The following is a 16,650-nucleotide window of genomic DNA, read 5'->3' as shown; positions in this document are numbered from 1 at the left end:
CGGCCCTAAACTTGCGGAATGCTCGCCACCTCGGTTCCCCCTTCGGTTCCTTCCCCCGCCGTCACCGTCCACGGCGCCTGTCCCCACGATTGCCCCGACACCTGCGCGCTGGTCACCACCGTGCAGGACGGCGTGGCCGTCAAGCTGCAGGGCAACCCCGCGCATCCGCACACCGGCGGCGTGCTGTGCACCAAGGTCTCGCGCTACCTCGAGCGCAGCGTGCATCCCGAGCGCCTGCTCCATCCGATGAAACGCAGCGGGCCCAAGGGCTCGGGGCAGTTCGAGCGGGTGACGTGGGACGAGGCGCTGGACGCCATCGCCGAGCGCTTGCGCCAACTGACGGCCGGCGGCGACGCGAGCACCGTCCTGCCCTACAGCTATGCGGGCACCATGGGCCTGGTGCAGGGCGAGTCGATGGACCGCCGCTTCTTCCACAAGCTGGGTGCCTCGCTGCTGGACCGCACCATCTGCTCGACCGCGGGCGGCGAGGCGATGGCGCTGACGCTGGGCGGCAAGGTCGGCATGCGGGTCGAGTTCTTCGCCGAGGCCAAGCTGATCCTGATCTGGGGCAGCAACTCGATCGCCAGCAACCTGCACTTCTGGCGCCATGCCCAGGCGGCAAAGCGCGCCGGCGCGCGCCTGGTGTGCATCGACCCGCGCAAGACCGAGACGGCCGACAAGTGCGACGAACACATCGCGCTGCTGCCCGGCACCGACGGCGCGCTGGCGCTGGCGCTGATGCACGAGCTCATCGTGCACGACTGGCTCGACCACGACTACATCGAACGCCACACCGTGGGCTGGGACGCGCTGCGCGAACGCGCGCTGCAGTGGCCGCCGTCACGCGCCGCGGCGGTTTGCGGCGTGCCCGAGACGCAGATCGTCGCGCTGGCCCGCGACTACGGCCAGACGAAGCCCGCGGCCATCCGCCTGAACTACGGCATGCAGCGCGTGCGCGGCGGCGGCAACGCGGCACGTGCCGTGGCCTGCCTGCCCGCGCTGACGGGCGCCTGGCGGCACCGGGCCGGCGGCGTGCTGCTGAGCAGCTCGGGTGTCTATCCGATCGACCGCGCGACGCTGCAGCGGCCCGACCTGCTCGCGGGCCGCCGGCCGCGCACCATCAACATGAGCTGCATCGGCGACGCGCTCACGGGCGACGCACAGGCGCTGTCGGGTGGCGCGCCGGTGAAGGCGGTGGTGGTCTACAACAGCAACCCGGTGGCCGTTGCGCCGGAGTCGGCCAAGGTGGCGGCGGGCTTCGCGCGCGAAGACCTGTTCACCGTGGTGCTCGAGCAGTTCCAGACCGACACCGCCGACTACGCCGACTACCTGCTGCCCGCGAGCGTGCAGATCGAGCACTGGGACATCCACACCAGCTACGGCCACACCGACGTGCTGCTCAACCGCCCTGCGGTGGCACCGCGCGGCGAGGCGCGCAGCAATGCCTGGGTGTTCCGCGAACTCGCGCGGCGCATGGGCTTCGACGAACCCTGCTTCGCCGACGACGACGAGGCGCTGTGCCGTGCCGCGTTCGCGCCGGGTGCGATCGACGTCGCGCAGCTGCACGCGCAAGGCTTCACCACGCTGCGCTTGCCCGATGCGCCTTTTGCCGAGGGCAACTTCCCCACGCCCTCGGGGCGTTGCGAGTTCTTCAGCGAACGCCTGGCGGCCCAGGGCGCCGACGGCCTGCCCGACCATGTTCCCAACCATGAACCGGCGGGCAGCTCGACCGAATTTCCTTTGGCCATGATCTCGCCGCCGGCGCGCAACTTCCTGAACTCGACCTTCGTCAACGTGACCAGCCTGCGCGCCATCGAGGGCGAGCCGCTGCTGGAGATCCATGCCGACGACGCCGCGGCGCGCGGCATCGAGAGCGGCGCCATGGTGCGGGTGTTCAATGGGCGCGGCGAGCACCGCTGCCGCGCCGAGGTGTCGCGCCGCGCGCGCCCGGGCGTGGTGCACGGCCTGGGCATCTGGTGGCGCAAGCTGGGCCACGACGGCACCAACGTCAACGAGCTCACCAGCCAGCGGCTCACCGACATCGGCCGAGGCCCGACCTTCTACGACTGCCTGGTGCAGGTGGAGCGCGTGCCGTGAACCGTGTGCGGCGAGCGATCGTCGCGGCCGGCACGGTCGCGCTGGTCGGGCTCGCGGGCTGTGCCGACCTCGGCTACTACTGGCAGTCGGCCAACGGCCACATCGACGTGATGCGCGCGGCGCGTCCGGTGCCGCAGTGGCTGGACGATCCAACGACATCGGCACCGCTCCGGGCCAAGCTCGAGCTCACGCAGCGCATCCGTCGCTTCGCCGTGACCGAACTCGGGCTGCCCGACAACCGCAGCTACACCGGCTACGCCGATCTGCACCGCAATGCGGCGGTGTGGAACGTGGTGGCGGCGCCACCCTATTCGCTGACGCTGCAGACCTGGTGCTTCCCGGTGGCGGGCTGCGTGGGCTACCGCGGCTACTACGACGAAGCGCTGGCGCAGGCCGAGGCGCAGAGCCAGCGCGCCAAGGGGCTGGAGGTGTCGGTGTATCCGGTGCCCGCCTACTCGACGCTCGGCTGGCTCAACTGGGCCGGCGGCGATCCGCTGCTGAGCACCTTCATCGGTTATCCGGAAGGCGAACTCGCGCGGCTGATCTTCCACGAACTCTCGCACCAGCTGGTGTACGTGGCGGACGACACCTCGTTCAACGAGTCCTTCGCCACCGCGGTCGAGCGCATCGGCGGTGCGCGCTGGCTCGCCACCCAGGCGAGCGAGGCGGCGCGCACCGAGTACGCGCAGTTCGACGCGCGGCGCCAGCAGTTTCGCGCGCTCACGCTGGCCACGCGCCGGCGGCTGCAGGCGGTCTACAGCTCGCCGCAGGCGATGGCCAAGGACTGGGCCGCGGTCGAGGTGCAGAAGGGCGAGGTGATGGCGGCGTTCCGCGCCGAATTCGCCGTGCTGCGCAGCGGTTGGCCGCCGCAGCGGCAGGCGGCCTACGACGGTTGGGTGGCGCGCGCCAACAACGCGGCCTTCGGCGCGCAGGCGGCCTACGACGACCTGGTGCCGGGCTTCGAGGCCCTGTTCGAGCGCGAGGGCCGCGAATGGCCGCGCTTCTACGCCGAGGTCCGGCGCCTGGCGGCCTTGCCCAAGACCGAGCGGCATGCGGCATTGCAGGCCGGATCGGCGCTCACGGCGCAGCGCTCAACGGAGTGATTCGATCAGGTCGATGTACTTCTGCTTGGCTTCGTCGGCCGACAGGCCCTTCTGCGCGGTCCAGGCGTCCCATTTGGCGCGCGCGACCACGTCGCTGAAGCTGGGACGCTTGGCCGTGTTGTCGCTCTCGGTGGCCTGCTTGAAGAGCCCGTAGATCTTCAGCAGCGTCGGGTTGTCGGGGCGTTCTGCCAGCAGCTTGGAGTTGGCCTGGGCGGCTTCGAAGAGGGATTGCAGGTCGGACATGAAGAGGCACTCGGGGAAACAGGGGAGGGCATCTTAAGTGAGCCTCAGTCGTGCAGCCCGGCGCGCGCCAGCTCGACGTCCAGCCGCTCGCGCGCGTCGGCCGGCGTCAGGGCCGCGGCTTTCTCGTAGAGCGCCATCGCGTCGGCCAGGCGCGCTTCGCCCTCGAGCATCAGCAGCCCGCGGCCGTATTCCATCCAGCCGCTGGCCGATGCAGGGTTGAGCGCGACCCCGCGCTCGAACAGCGCGAGCGCGGTCTCGGCGCGCACGCCGTAGGTCATGCGTCCGACCAGCGGGCCGACCTTGTCGATCACCTCGGCATGGAAGGCGCCCAGCGCCAGATGGGCATCGGCGTGCCGGGGTTGGAGTGCGATCACCCGTTCGAGCACCCCCTTGACCTTGCTGCCCAGCCCCTGGGCGAGCGCGCGTGCCACGCTGATGCCCTGGGCGTAGCGGCCGAGTGCGTAGGCCTCCCAGAACAGCGCGTGGCAATTGTCGGGCTCGACCGCGGCCTGGCCGGCGGCCCGCTCGGCCACCTGCAGGAACAAGGCGAGCCGGACACTCTCGCGCGGTTCCAGATAGTTGGCATACACCGCCGTCGCCTGGTTGGCCAGCGTCAGGCCTTCGGAGCCGAGCTGCAGCCCGAGGGCTGCCGCCTGGGCGAACTCGCCGTTGTGGTACATCGCCCAGCCCTCGGCCAGCGGCGGCAGCGTCGGGGCCGGTCCGGCATGGCCGGCGTGCAGTCGCGGCCACTGGGTCAGCAGGCTCAGCCGGTCGAAGCGCGGCATGTCGTCATAGGGGAAGGGGACCCAATGCAGGGTCGTCCCGGCATCGGTCACGGGGCCGCGACAGCCCGGGGGCAACAGGGAGAGGGGTTGGAAATCCTGCGTGGCCATGGTGTTGTCTCGCGTGCTGGCTGCGTCGTTGTCGGGTCCGCTGGCCGGTTCTTTTTCTGTCGTCGCTAGGCTGTCAGGGCCGCATCTTCGCCTTCGTAGGCTCGGCTCAATGTCAGCAAATGCCGGCGCTGTTCGGGTGCAAGGTAGGGGGTGAGCAGGTGCAGCGTGTGGTGGGCGCCGCGCAACAGGGCGCCCTGGGCATGGGCAGGTTCGAGCGCCTCGCGCGGGTTGCGCACGTACTCGTAGCTCAGCCAGTAGGTCAGCACCACCACCATGCTCTGGGCCAGGGTGTCGACCTCGCGCGGGTCGATGTCGAGGTGGCCGGCGCGGTCCAGGCCCGACAGCAGTACGCGAATGGCCGCGGCCTTGTTCTTCAGCACCAGCTGGAATTGCGTTTCCAGGTGCCGGTTCTTGCTCAGCAGGTCGTTCAGGTCGCGGTACAGGAAGCGGTAGCGCCACAGCAGCTCGAACAGGCTGTGCATGAAGAACCAGGCGTCTTCGACATCCCCGACGCCTTCGCTGGCGTGCAGCAGTTCGTCGAGTTCGGCCTCGTACTGGCTGTAGAGCCGGTTGATCAGCTCGTCCTTGGCCGGGTAGTGGTAGTAGAGGTTGCCGGGACTGATGTTCAGTTCGCCGGCCACGAGCGTCGTCGACACGTTCGGCTCACCGAAACGATTGAACAGATCGAGCGCTGCTTCGAGGATGCGCTCGGCAGTGCGGCGCGGCGCCTTCTTGGCCATAAATCCGCCTTGTGATGTCAGCCGTTTTTTGTCTCTGGCCCCACTCTAGCGCAAGTGGATGCCACCCGGGTGACGCCGGTCGCGGGAAGGCCGCGCCGCGGCGCGGGGCTTCTCAGCCTTCGCTGCGCGGCGTGCGGCGGCGCGGCGGCCGCGGCGTCTCGGTCGTGTCCGCCTCGGGGGACGTCATCTTGAGCCGGGCTTCGAGGGCCTCGACCCGCGCGCGCAGGGCCTCGAACTCCTCGACGGAAGGGTAGCCGAGTTGGGTCAGCGCACGCGCGACCCGTTCCTCGAAGATGTTCTCGAGCTTGCCCCAGCCGGCGGCGGTCTTGGTGCCGAGCTCGCTGGCCAGGCCGGCCATGCGGCTCTGGGCCTGGGCCAGCGTTTCCTCTGCGGCCTGCTGGGTCTTCTTCTGCATGCCGGTGCCGTCCTTGACCAGCGCCTCGAAGGCCTTGCTGCCTTCCTGCTGCATCTTGGCGAAGGCACCCAGGCCGGCCAGCCAGATCTGCTGGGCGGAGTCCTTGATCGGGTCGGCCTTCTTGTCGTCGTCCTTCGTTGCCATGGCGTGGTTCCTCAGTCTTCCTTGCTGACGGCGACGCGGTACCCGTGGGTCTTGAGCAGCGAATGCTGGCGCGAAGCCTCGAGGTCGTTGGCGACCATCTCGCTGATCATCTCATCGAGCGTGATCTCGGGGATCCAGCCCAGGTCCTTCTTGGCCAGTGAGGGGTCGCCCAGCAGGGTCTCGACCTCGGCGGGACGGAAGTAGCGCGGGTCGACCGAGACGACCACATCGCCCGGCTTCACGCCCGGTGCCGAGTCACCCTCGACGCTGCGCACCACGGCCTTCTCTTCCACGCCGGTGCCGACGAAGTCGAGCGTGATGCCCAGCTCGGCCGCGGTCTTGCGCACGAAGTCGCGCACGCTGTACTGCACGCCGGTGGCGATCACGTAGTCCTTGGCGTTGTCCTGCTGCAGCATCATCCACTGCATGCGCACATAGTCCTTGGCGTGGCCCCAGTCGCGCAGCGCGTCGAGGTTGCCGACGAACAGGCAGGCTTCCAGGCCCTGCGCGATGTTGCACAGGCCGCGCGTGATCTTGCGCGTGACGAAGGTCTCGCCGCGGCGCGGGCTCTCGTGGTTGAACAGCACGCCGTTGCAGGCGTACATGCCGTAGGCCTCGCGGTAGTTCTTGGTGATCCAGTAGGCGTAGAGCTTGGCCACGCCGTAAGGGCTGCGCGGATAGAAGGGCGTGCTCTCGCGCTGCGGAATCTCCTGCACCAGGCCGTACAGCTCGCTGGTGCTGGCCTGGTAGAAGCGCGTCTTTTCCTGCATTCCCAGCAGGCGGATGGCCTCGAGCAGCCGAAGCGTGCCGATGGCATCGACGTCGGCCGTGTATTCGGGCGCCTCGAAGCTCACGGCCACATGGCTCTGTGCGCCCAGGTTGTAGATCTCGTCGGGCTGCACCTGCTGCACGATGCGCGTCAGGTTGCTGGTGTCGGTCAGGTCGCCGTAGTGCAGGTGCAGCTTGCGGTTCTTCTCGTGCGGGTCCTGGTAGAGGTGGTCGATGCGGTCGGTGTTGAACGACGATGCACGGCGCTTGATGCCGTGCACCTCGTAGCCCTTGTCCAGCAGGAATTCCGCCAGGTAGGAGCCGTCCTGGCCGGTGATACCGGTGATGAGTGCTTTCTTATGGGTCATAGGGTGCCTATTTTGTGCGTGCGGCGAGTTGGGGGACTCGGCCATAGGTGTCGTCGAAGCGCACGATGTCGTCTTCGCCGAGGTAGCTGCCGGACTGGACCTCGATGACTTCGAGCATCGTCTTGCCTGGGTTCTCCAGCCGATGGACCGTGCCCAACGGGATGTAGACCGACTCATTTTCGCGCACCAGGATGGTCTCCTCGTCGCGCGTGACCTTGGCCGTGCCCTTGACCACCACCCAGTGCTCGGCGCGGTGATAGTGCATCTGCAGCGACAGCTTGGCACCGGGCTTGACGGTCAGGCGCTTGACCTGGAAGCGCTCGCCGTTGTCGACGCTGTCGTAGGCGCCCCAGGGGCGCGCGACGCGGCGGTGCTCGGTCGCCTCGTTGCGGCCTTCGCGGTTCAGCATGGCGACCACGTCCTTGACCTGCTCGGCGCAGGCGGCGCTGGCCACCAGCACCGCATCCTGCGTGTCCACGATGATCAGGTCCTCGGTGCCCAGCGCCACCACGGGGCGCAGCGGCGCGTGAACGAAGGTGTTGCGCGCATTCAGCGCGCTGGCCATGCCGCTCAGGCGGTTGCCGTCGTCGTCGGCCGGGTAGAGCTCGGCCACGGCGTTCCAGCTGCCCACGTCGCTCCAGGCGCCGGCGAAGGGCACGACGGCGATCTGGCGGTGTTTCTCGAGCACGGCGTAGTCGATGCTTTCGCTGCGGCAGGCCTCGAAGGCCTCACGGTTCAGGCGCACGAAGCTGCCGTCGGTGACCGGGGCCTGCGTGGCCTGCTGGCAGGCGGCGAGGATGTCCGGCGCGTGCTCGCGCAGCGCCGCGATCAGCGTGGAGGCCTGGACCAGGAAGATGCCCGCGTTCCAGAAGTAGCCGCCCTTGAGCAGCAGCGATTGCGCGGTGGCGGCGTTGGGCTTTTCGACGAAGCGCACCACCGCCTGGCTGGTCGGCGCGCCGGCCAGCGCCGCGCCCGCCTCGATGTAGCCGTAGGCAGTGCTGGGAAAGGTCGGCACCACGCCGAAGGTCACGATGTTGCCGGCCAGCGCGGCGTCGATGCCGGATCGCACCGTCTGGGCGAACAGCGCGGCATCGGGGATGTGATGGTCAGCCGGTGCGAAGAGCAGCAGATCCTCGGGCGCAGCCAGCAGGGCCGCCACGGCCATGGCGGCCGCCGTGTTCCGGCCCATGGGCTCGAGCACCTGGGTGCCGCCGACGCCGGCGGCGTCCATGGCTTCCTGCACGAGAAAGCGGTGGTCGTCGGCCGCCACGCAGGTGACGCGCTGGTTCAGCACCTGCAGGCGCTCCAGCGTCAGGCGCAACAGGCTCTTGCCGTCGATCAGCGGCGCGAACTGCTTGGGCAGCGATTTCCGCGACAGCGGCCACAACCGCGTGCCGCTGCCACCGCAAAGAACGACCGGATGTATGGAATTTGTCATGGTATTTCGCGGAAATTGAGAGAGCCCTGGAGCAGCAACACCGAATGGGGCGTTGGCCTGAGTGATGTAACTAAGTAAAACTAAAGTGCGCCTACTGTAGCGCCTGATTGTTTCTAATCGTGTGCCTCATTTGGCGTATTCCCCTATTTTTTGGCCAGAAGGCGAGATGTAAGCATTGGCATGGCACCTACACCTGGTTTCGACCTCTGCAGCAGATCCGATACGGCCATGCCCGAAACGTCATGGGCTTGCAATGTGCCATGGATAATCCCTGGCAAGGACCGTCAGGCGGCCGATCCATCAGACCTAGAAGCTTCTCCCACATGATCCTTGTCACCGGCGGCGCCGGCTTCATCGGCGCCAACTTCGTACTCGACTGGCTGGCCCAAGCAGACGAGCCGATCGTCAATCTCGACAAGCTCACCTATGCGGGCAATCCAGAGACGCTGGCTTCGCTCAAGGATGACGCACGCCATATTTTCGTGCAAGGCGACATCGGCGACAGCGCGCTGGTCGATCGGCTGCTGGCCGAGCACCGGCCGCGCGCGATACTGAACTTCGCCGCCGAGTCGCACGTCGACCGTTCGATCCACGGGCCGGAGGACTTCGTCCAGACCAATGTGCTGGGCACCTTTCGCCTGCTCGAGTCGGTGCGCGGTTACTGGAGCGCACTGCCTGCTGGCGAGAAGGCCGCCTTCCGTTTCCTGCACGTGTCCACCGACGAGGTGTACGGTTCGCTGTCGGCCACCGACGCCGCCTTCACCGAAGAGCACAAGTACGAGCCCAACAGCCCCTACTCGGCCAGCAAGGCCGCCAGCGACCATCTGGTGCGGGCCTGGCACCACACCTACGGCCTGCCGGTGGTGACCACCAACTGCTCCAACAACTACGGGCCCTTCCATTTCCCCGAGAAGCTGATCCCGCTGATGATCGTGAACGCGCTGGCCGGCAAGCCGCTGCCGGTGTACGGCGACGGCATGCAGGTGCGCGACTGGCTCTATGTGAAGGACCATTGCAGCGCCATCCGCCGTGTGCTCGAAGCCGGCAAGCTCGGCGAGACCTACAACGTGGGCGGCTGGAACGAGAAGCCCAACATCGAGATCGTGCACACCGTCTGCGCACTGCTCGACGAACTGAGCCCGCGTGCCGACGGCCAGCCCTACAAGGCGCAGATCAGCTATGTGACCGACCGCCCGGGCCACGACCGCCGCTACGCGATCGATGCGCGCAAGCTCGAACGCGAGCTGGGCTGGAAGCCGGCCGAGACCTTCGACAGCGGCATCCGCAAGACCGTCGCCTGGTACCTCGCCAACGGCGACTGGGTGCGCAACGTCCAGAGCGGCGCGTACCGCGAATGGGTCGAGAAGCAATACGACGCGAAGGCCACGGCATGAAGCTGCTGCTGCTGGGCAAGGGCGGCCAGGTCGGTTGGGAGTTGCAGCGCAGTCTGGCGCCGCTCGGTGAGCTGGTGGCGCTGGACTTCGACAGCACGGAGTTCCACGCCGATTTCAGCCGCCCAGAACAACTGGCCGAGACCGTGCGGAAGGTGCGCCCCGACGTCATCGTCAATGCGGCTGCGCACACGGCCGTCGACAAGGCCGAGAGCGAGGCGGACTTCGCGCGCACCCTCAACGCGACCTCGCCCGGCGTGGTCGCCGAGGCCGCGCAGCAGATCGGCGCGCTGATGGTGCATTACTCCACCGACTACGTCTTCGACGGCAGCGGCAGCGCGCCGTGGAAAGAGGGCGACGCCACCGGGCCGCTGAGCGTCTACGGCCGCACCAAGCTCGAAGGCGAGCAGCTGGTAGCAGGCAACTGCGCCAGGCACCTGATCTTCCGCACCAGCTGGGTCTATGCGGCACGTGGCGGCAACTTCGCCAAGACCATGCTTCGCCTGGCCAAGGAGCGCGAGCGGCTGACCGTCATTGACGACCAGTTCGGCGCACCGACCGGCGCCGAACTGCTGGCCGACGTCACGGCCCATGCGATCCGCGCCACGCTGCTCGACCCGCAAAAGTCTGGTCTTTATCACCTGGTGGCCGGCGGCGAGACGACATGGCACGGCTACGCGCGCTTCGTCATCGCGCAGGCGCAGGCGGCCGGCGTCGACCTCAAGGCCGGCCCCGAGGCGGTCGACCCGGTGCCCACCAGTGCCTTCCCGACGCCCGCGACGCGCCCGCACAACTCGCGCCTGAACACCACCAAGCTGCAGTCGACCTTCGGCCTGACCCTGCCGCCCTGGCAGGTCGGCGTGGCCCGCATGCTGCGCGAAACGCTCTGAGAACGAGACCCAAGAAAATGACAAATCGCAAGGGCATCATCCTCGCCGGCGGCTCCGGCACCCGGCTGCATCCCGCCACGTTGGCGATGAGCAAGCAGCTGCTGCCCGTCTACGACAAGCCGATGATCTATTACCCGCTGAGCACCTTGATGCTCGGCGGCATCCGCGACGTGCTGATCATCAGCACGCCGCAGGACACGCCGCGCTTCCAGCAACTGCTGGGCGACGGCAGTCAGTGGGGCATGAACCTGCAGTACGCGGTGCAGCCGAGTCCCGACGGCCTGGCCCAGGCTTTCCTGATCGGCGAGCAGTTCCTCGGCAATGCGCCCAGCGCGCTGGTGCTGGGCGACAACATCTTCTACGGCCACGACTTCGCGCAGCTGCTCGGCGGTGCCGACGCGCAAGCCTCGGGCGCCACCGTCTTCGCGTACCACGTGCACGACCCGGAGCGCTACGGTGTGGTCGACTTCGACCCGCAGGGCAAGGCCCGCAGCATCGAGGAAAAGCCCGAGCGGCCCAAGAGCAACTATGCGGTCACGGGCCTGTACTTCTACGACAACCAGGTGGTGGACATCGCCAAGGCGGTCAAGCCGAGCGCGCGTGGCGAGCTCGAGATCACGGCCGTCAACCAGGCCTATCTGGGGCGCGATCAGCTGAACGTGCAAATCATGCAGCGCGGCTATGCGTGGCTGGATACCGGCACCCACGAGAGCTTGCTGGAAGCCGGCCAGTTCATCGCCACGCTGGAGCATCGGCAGGGTCTGAAGATCGCTTGTCCTGAAGAGATCGCCTGGCGTGCCGGGTTCATCGACAGCGAGCAACTGGCCAAACTGGCGGCGCCGCTGAAGAAGAGCGGCTACGGCAAATACCTGAACCATTTGCTGGCGGAAGGAGTGCGCGCATGAAGGCGACCCCTACGGCCATTCCGGACGTGCTGATCATCGAACCGAAGGTGTTTGGCGACGCGCGCGGCTTTTTCCTGGAGAGCTTCAACCAGAAGGCTTTCGACGAGGCTGTTGGCAGTCATGTCGAATTCGTTCAGGACAATCACTCCCGATCCGTGAAGAGCGTGCTCCGTGGACTGCACTTCCAGGTGCAGCAGCCGCAGGGAAAGCTGGTCCGGGTCACCCGCGGCCGGGTGTACGACGTCGGTGTGGACATCCGCAAGTCGTCCCCCACGTTCGGCGCCTGGGTGGGGGTGGAACTCAGCGAGGAGAACGGCAAGCAGCTGTGGCTTCCACAAGGCTTCGCGCACGGTTTTCTGGTGCTCACCGACACCGCCGATTTCCTCTACAAGACCACCGACTACTACGCGCCGGCGCACGAGCGATCCATCGCCTGGAATGACCCGGCGATCGGCATCGAATGGCCGCTGGCGGAGAACGGCGTCGAGACGCCCACCCTTTCCCTGAAGGACTCCGCAGCCGGCACGCTTCGAAGCGTCGTCGACGAGTTAGGTTGATGCGATTTCGCGTCGCCGCACATTGACAGCGCGTGACTCAGCGAACGTGTGCGCGCAAAGTTCGGGGGATAGGGCTGCGGCTATGCTTGCGCCGTCGCGTGCTCCATCGAAGCGACCCGTCGTTGAAACTCAGCTGGTGCAGCGAGAAAGATCCGATGCGGATCCCTTCCCGCGGCGAAGCTTTCCGGAGGTGTCGAGGCAAACCGGTTCGGACCCCGATGTGCTGTCGGGGCTGAAAAAAATAAAGAACTGTTCCAGTCGATGCTTGGAGGCCGATGTCTATAAAACGCAATGCCGCATGGAATCTTGTCGGCATGGGTGTTCCGCTGCTCTTCGGTGCGGCCGCCATTCCCTACCTGCTTCGAAATGTCGGGGTCGAGGCATTGGGCATCTTGACCCTGGTGTGGGCACTGATCGGCTATTTCAGCCTCTTCGACTTTGGTTTGGGTCGAGCGCTGACCCAACAGGTGGCTGTCTGTCGGGCGTCCTCCGATCAAAAGGATCTCCCCATACTGGTCAAGACCGGACTGCTGTTCACTGCTTGGGCAGGGGTGGGCGGCGGCACATTGCTGGCAGCCGCTGTCTATTTCTCCGGCGTCGACCTGCTGAACGTGAGCGCCAACCTGCGCGCATCCGTTTTCAACGCACTGTTGATAGCGGCCGTCGGGATTCCTTTGACGACGATCACTACCGGGCTTCGAGGCGTGCTGGAAGCCTACGAAGATTTCAAGACGGTGAACGCGCTGCGTATTCTGCTGGGGGTTGCGAATTTTGGGGGGCCGGTGCTGTGCGTGGCGTTCATCTCCCCGTCGCTCGAGGCCATGATCGCCAGTCTCGTGCTTTCGCGTTTGATCGTCATGGTCGCGCATTTACATCTCATGAACCGTCGGCTGCCGGCGGGTTGGAAGCAAGTTCCTTTCAATCGGAAAAAACTGCGAGAGCTCTTTTCATTCGGGGCCTGGATGACGGTGTCCAACATCGTCGGTCCGTTGATGGTGAGTGCAGACCGCTTCATCATTTCTTCGATGCTGGGCGCGGCTGTCGTGGCCTATTACACGGTGCCGTCCGAAGTCATGGCGCGGGTACTGATACTTCCCGCTGCCCTGACGGGGGCGCTGTTTCCCAGATTCTCGATGTTGTTGACGAGCGACGCCGATGCGGCGCGACGGCTTTACAAAAGTTCCCTTTTCATCGTCGCGGGGGTGATGCTGCCCGTCTGCCTGATCCTTGCCGTCTTGTCGCACTGGGGTCTCACCCTATGGCTCGGCAAAGACTTCGCGGATCAGTCCTGGGTCATCGCAGTGGTGTTGGCCTTGGGCATCGCATTGAACAGCGTTGCCTTCGTACCGTTTTCGGTCATTCAGGCCGCGGGCAACTCTTTCGTCACCGCAAAAATTCACTTGATCGAGCTGATTTTTTATATTCCCTTGATTATTTTCTCCCTGAAGAAGTTCGGTCTGGTCGGCGCAGCCGCCGTCTGGACATTGCGCGTCGGCGTTGATCTGATCGCACTTCTGTACGTCGCCCGGAAATCCGGCACGGCTGCGTATCAAGCAGGACGGTAAGGCATGGCCGAAAATTTGAATTTAATCGAGGGCGGAGTGATCGATTCCGACACGATGGCGCTCGACGAGGCGCGAGCCGCATCGACCGGCTGCGCGGCCGTGGTCGTGGGGTATCTCCCGGAGTTCGAGGTGCTGCTAAATCTGTTGCACTCGCTGTCGTCGCAGGTCGATCACCTGTTTCTGGTCGACAACGGCGGGGCCGCCGAGGTCGCCGCACGTGCCAAGGCCGACGGCGTGCGTGTCGAACTTATCGAACTGGGAGCGAATCTTGGCTTGGGGCGCGCCTTGAACGAGGGCTTCGTCCGCGCCCGCGACGCGGGGATGGCCTATGTCGCGACCTTCGATCAGGACAGCGATCCACCCAAGGACCTGATTGCGGGATTGAAAGAGGCGCATCGAAGGCTGCGGGGCCAGGGCATTGACTGCGCTGCGGTCGGACCGGTGTTCTTCGATCGGCGAGAAGTCGAGAAAAGATATTTTCCGTTCTACAGGGAGGTCGACGGGAAAATAACCTCGCAGCACGTGGATGCGTCGAGCGACCTGATCGAAACGGATGCATTGATCACCTCCGGCACGCTGGTGTGTATCGAGGCCTGGGCGAAATCGCGGTATGACGAGCGTTTCTTCGTCGACTACACCGATACCGACTGGTCTTTCCGCGTCCGGGCCCAAGGCGGGCGACTGTTTGGCTGCGCGAAGGTCGAAATGGGCCATGCGCTCTCGGATGCACGGCCCATCCGATTCATGGGGCTGAGTTTCTTCAGGTACTCGCCGATACGGCGCTACTTCTTCTACAGAAATAGCGTCTATTTCTGCAGGATGACATACGTCTCGACGGCCTGGCGCCGCCGGATCCTCGGATCATTGTCGATCCGATTGGTGGCAAACGTCTTCGTGGACGAGAAGAAGGTTCGCAGTCTGCAAATGATGCTGCGAGGGATTCGCCATGGCTTCAGCCGGCGCATGGGAGGGCTGCAATGACCGGCCATCCACAAGCACCGACCACCGGACCGGACGTCATGCCACAGTCAGGACGGATACCGATCGTCGAGTGGCTCTATACGCTCACCGTCTTGGAACTCTTCCTGGGCGGCGGTGGGCGACTGATCGAGATTGGGCCGATCACGGCTCGCATGCTCCTTTTCGCGGCCTGCCTGGGCTGCACGGCCCTGCTCGTGCTCTCGGGACGGGTGCGAGGAAACGGTTTTCTGCTGGCATGTCTGCTGCTGCTGGGCTTCACCGTCTCGCATTTGCCGGCGCTGATCTTCGGACTGATGAATGGCGGCCCGATCCGGGACATTTTCCTCGATGTCTCGCCGCTGCTGTACTGGCTCATGGTCCCGTTCTTCGCCATCGTCCTGCGGTCCGAGGAAATGATCGAAAGAACGGCGAATCTCATCAAATTCAGTTCGGTGGTGCTGGCGGTGTTTTACATCCTGTCGGTCTTCGGCCTGGCCTTCAATCTGATCGATTTTCCGGATTTCTATCGGCGCCTCGATTCGACGGGTGAGTTTTTCTTCCGTGGGGAGAATCTGTTCTTCTATAAGGGCTTTCTGTACCTCGGTATCGGCGTCATTTTCTTCCTGGCGCTGGGAGGGCGGCTCTGGCGGCTCTTCATGGCACTGCTGGTCGCCGCGCTGATCCTGACGCTGACACGGGGCCTCATCCTGTCCACAGCCATCGCGACTGTGCTTCTGCTCTGGCGCATGGGGCGCAGGCAGGCCTTGGCGATCGCGTTTCTCTGCATCGCATTCGCGGCCTTTTCCGTCTGGGTCTACCTGCCCACACTGAGCCGGACCGATCTGCTCGAGCAGCGTGCCATCTCGAACTCGATCCGTTTTGGCGACCTGGCATTCATGCTGGGGAACTTCGACTTGAAGACTATCCTGCTGGGCGAGGGATTCGGCGCCTTCATCAACGGGCGCCTGAGCATCGAGAACAGCTATTTGACGATCTGGTGGAAGATCGGGGCGCTGGCGCTGGCTTTCTGGATGCTGCCGCTCGCCTTGTCTTGGTACTACTTCTCCAGCATGAAGAGAAACTCGCCTCAGTATCGTCTGGCGATGGCCTTCTTTTTCGGTGTCATCCTGGTGTATGTCCAGACGGCGACCAATCCTTATTTGAACAATCCTATTGGACTTTCATTCGTGATCATGGCGGTTTTTTCCCTGAGGAAGCTGTCCGAGGGCGGTGCGCAAGCACCCGTGGACAAAGTGCGATGGCAGCCTCTGGCGCCATGCCATCCCGAGAACGAATCGGCACCAGGGAAGGCGTCCATTTCGTCAGCGGTGGTTGGCTGGAATCGGCACGCAGCATGATCTTCAAGAAAAATCCCCGGGAACTAAACATGATGATGGAAAGATTTTTCTCATGAATGGTGTCCAAGGCTCTTCCGTCTCGGTGGTCATGGCGGTGTACAACGGCACGGCCTATCTGACAGAGCAGTTGAGTTCGGTGCTGCGCGAACTTCATGACGGCGACGAACTAATTATTGTCGATGATTGTTCAAAAGACGGTTCCCGGGAGCTGGTTGCTCAGCTGACCGAGGGAGATCCGCGTGTCGTGGTCACACCCAACAAAGTCAATCTGGGTGTCCGGTTGACGTTCGAGCGTGGACTCTCATACGCGAAGAATCCTGTTGTTTTTCTTTGCGATCAGGACGACGTCTGGCTCACGGGGAAAAGGGATGCATTCGTTTCGATATTCGATCGGGAACCGGATGTGATGATCGTTTTGTCGGATGCCCAGATCATCGACGGTCGTGGGACGATCGTCGAACAGTCTTTCATGGCGACGCGTGGCGGCTTCAGGGGCGACGTTCTTCAGACCCTGGTGAAGAACTGCTATCTCGGCTGCGCCATGGCATTTCGTCGCTCGGTGCTGGCGGTTGCATTGCCGATTCCGGCGTTGGTGCCCATGCATGACATGTGGTTTGGGGTGATCGGGCGCGCCCTGGGCAAGACACATTACTTATCCAAACCCTATCTGCAATACAGAAGGCATGGCGCCAATGTCAGCCCTGAGCGCCGACAGGGCATGCTCCAGATGATCCGGTGGCGGGTCGCCCTGAGCTGGGCTTTCCTTGGCCGGCTTGCGGCTCGAAACCTGCGCCCAGCAAAAGAATGAAATAAAG

The 16,650-nt window shown here is 65.0% G+C and carries 16 protein-coding genes; 10 read left to right on the top strand and 6 right to left on the bottom strand.

Annotated elements, in window-relative coordinates:
- Positions 1 to 18 precede the first annotated feature (18 nt).
- Positions 19 to 2,097, top strand: coding sequence for a molybdopterin-containing oxidoreductase family protein (locus tag ACSFBC_RS09305; RefSeq protein WP_435510013.1), 2,079 nt, complete (start codon positions 19 to 21; stop codon positions 2,095 to 2,097).
- A 5-nt stretch (positions 2,098 to 2,102) separates the two neighbouring features.
- Positions 2,103 to 3,200 carry an aminopeptidase gene (locus tag ACSFBC_RS09300; RefSeq protein ID WP_435510058.1) on the top strand — a complete coding sequence of 366 codons (1,098 nt, stop codon included), beginning with the start codon at positions 2,103 to 2,105 and terminating at the stop codon, positions 3,198 to 3,200.
- Here ACSFBC_RS09300 and ACSFBC_RS09295 read toward each other — a convergent pair.
- From ACSFBC_RS09295 to ACSFBC_RS09270, 6 genes are all read right to left on the bottom strand, one after another.
- Positions 3,189 to 3,443 (bottom strand): acyl-CoA-binding protein, encoded by a 255-nt coding sequence (locus ACSFBC_RS09295; protein ID WP_435510012.1) that lies wholly within the window; start codon positions 3,441 to 3,443, stop codon positions 3,189 to 3,191. The genes ACSFBC_RS09300 and ACSFBC_RS09295 overlap by 12 nt on opposite strands.
- 44 nt (positions 3,444 to 3,487) lie before the next feature.
- The gene (locus ACSFBC_RS09290) at positions 3,488 to 4,336 is read right to left on the bottom strand and encodes a tetratricopeptide repeat protein (RefSeq protein ID WP_435510011.1); all 849 of its coding nucleotides are present in this window, start codon (positions 4,334 to 4,336) and stop codon (positions 3,488 to 3,490) included.
- 65 nt (positions 4,337 to 4,401) lie between these two features.
- Positions 4,402 to 5,076: a TetR/AcrR family transcriptional regulator gene (locus tag ACSFBC_RS09285; RefSeq protein WP_435510010.1), complete on the bottom strand. Its 675-nt coding sequence runs from the start codon at positions 5,074 to 5,076 to the stop codon at positions 4,402 to 4,404.
- 112 nt (positions 5,077 to 5,188) lie between these two features.
- Positions 5,189 to 5,635, bottom strand: coding sequence for a phasin family protein (locus ACSFBC_RS09280; RefSeq protein WP_435510009.1), 447 nt, complete (start codon positions 5,633 to 5,635; stop codon positions 5,189 to 5,191).
- Between the two features lie 11 nt (positions 5,636 to 5,646).
- The gene (gene gmd, locus ACSFBC_RS09275; protein WP_435510008.1) at positions 5,647 to 6,771 is read right to left on the bottom strand and encodes a GDP-mannose 4,6-dehydratase; all 1,125 of its coding nucleotides are present in this window, start codon (positions 6,769 to 6,771) and stop codon (positions 5,647 to 5,649) included.
- Between the two features lie 7 nt (positions 6,772 to 6,778).
- Positions 6,779 to 8,209: a mannose-1-phosphate guanylyltransferase/mannose-6-phosphate isomerase gene (locus ACSFBC_RS09270; RefSeq protein ID WP_435510007.1), complete on the bottom strand. Its 1,431-nt coding sequence runs from the start codon at positions 8,207 to 8,209 to the stop codon at positions 6,779 to 6,781.
- 323 nt (positions 8,210 to 8,532) lie between these two features.
- On the opposite strand from ACSFBC_RS09270, the gene rfbB reads away from it, so the two are divergent.
- The 8 genes from rfbB to ACSFBC_RS09230 all read left to right on the top strand — a co-directional run bounded on the left by rfbB (position 8,533) and on the right by ACSFBC_RS09230 (position 16,643).
- Complete coding sequence (gene rfbB, locus ACSFBC_RS09265) at positions 8,533 to 9,603, top strand: dTDP-glucose 4,6-dehydratase (protein ID WP_435510006.1); 1,071 nt, start codon at positions 8,533 to 8,535, stop codon at positions 9,601 to 9,603.
- Positions 9,600 to 10,490, top strand: coding sequence for a dTDP-4-dehydrorhamnose reductase (rfbD, locus tag ACSFBC_RS09260; RefSeq protein ID WP_435510005.1), 891 nt, complete (start codon positions 9,600 to 9,602; stop codon positions 10,488 to 10,490). Before rfbB ends, rfbD begins: the two co-directional genes overlap by 4 nt.
- Positions 10,491 to 10,507: 17 nt before the next feature.
- The gene (rfbA, locus tag ACSFBC_RS09255; RefSeq protein ID WP_435510004.1) at positions 10,508 to 11,395 is read left to right on the top strand and encodes a glucose-1-phosphate thymidylyltransferase RfbA; all 888 of its coding nucleotides are present in this window, start codon (positions 10,508 to 10,510) and stop codon (positions 11,393 to 11,395) included.
- On the top strand, positions 11,392 to 11,952 hold the full coding sequence (gene rfbC / locus ACSFBC_RS09250; RefSeq protein WP_435510003.1) for a dTDP-4-dehydrorhamnose 3,5-epimerase: 561 nt from the start codon (positions 11,392 to 11,394) through the stop codon (positions 11,950 to 11,952). Before rfbA ends, rfbC begins: the two co-directional genes overlap by 4 nt.
- Before the next feature lie 275 nt (positions 11,953 to 12,227).
- Positions 12,228 to 13,517: a flippase gene (locus ACSFBC_RS09245; protein ID WP_435510002.1), complete on the top strand. Its 1,290-nt coding sequence runs from the start codon at positions 12,228 to 12,230 to the stop codon at positions 13,515 to 13,517.
- A 3-nt stretch (positions 13,518 to 13,520) separates the two neighbouring features.
- Positions 13,521 to 14,498 carry a glycosyltransferase family 2 protein gene (locus ACSFBC_RS09240; protein ID WP_435510001.1) on the top strand — a complete coding sequence of 326 codons (978 nt, stop codon included), beginning with the start codon at positions 13,521 to 13,523 and terminating at the stop codon, positions 14,496 to 14,498.
- Positions 14,495 to 15,835, top strand: a complete 1,341-nt coding sequence (locus ACSFBC_RS09235; protein WP_435510000.1) for a hypothetical protein — start codon at positions 14,495 to 14,497, stop codon at positions 15,833 to 15,835. The genes ACSFBC_RS09240 and ACSFBC_RS09235 overlap by 4 nt, the downstream gene beginning before the upstream one ends.
- Before the next feature lie 52 nt (positions 15,836 to 15,887).
- Positions 15,888 to 16,643 carry a glycosyltransferase family 2 protein gene (locus tag ACSFBC_RS09230; RefSeq protein WP_435509999.1) on the top strand — a complete coding sequence of 252 codons (756 nt, stop codon included), beginning with the start codon at positions 15,888 to 15,890 and terminating at the stop codon, positions 16,641 to 16,643.
- Positions 16,644 to 16,650: the final 7 nt, after the last annotated feature.

Origin of the sequence: Variovorax frigidus (assembly GCF_051216515.1) — a bacterium.
Taxonomy (GTDB): domain Bacteria; phylum Pseudomonadota; class Gammaproteobacteria; order Burkholderiales; family Burkholderiaceae_C; genus Variovorax.
The sequence above is the reverse complement of the archived record's forward strand: the minus strand, read 5'-3'. Positions and strand labels throughout refer to the sequence as shown.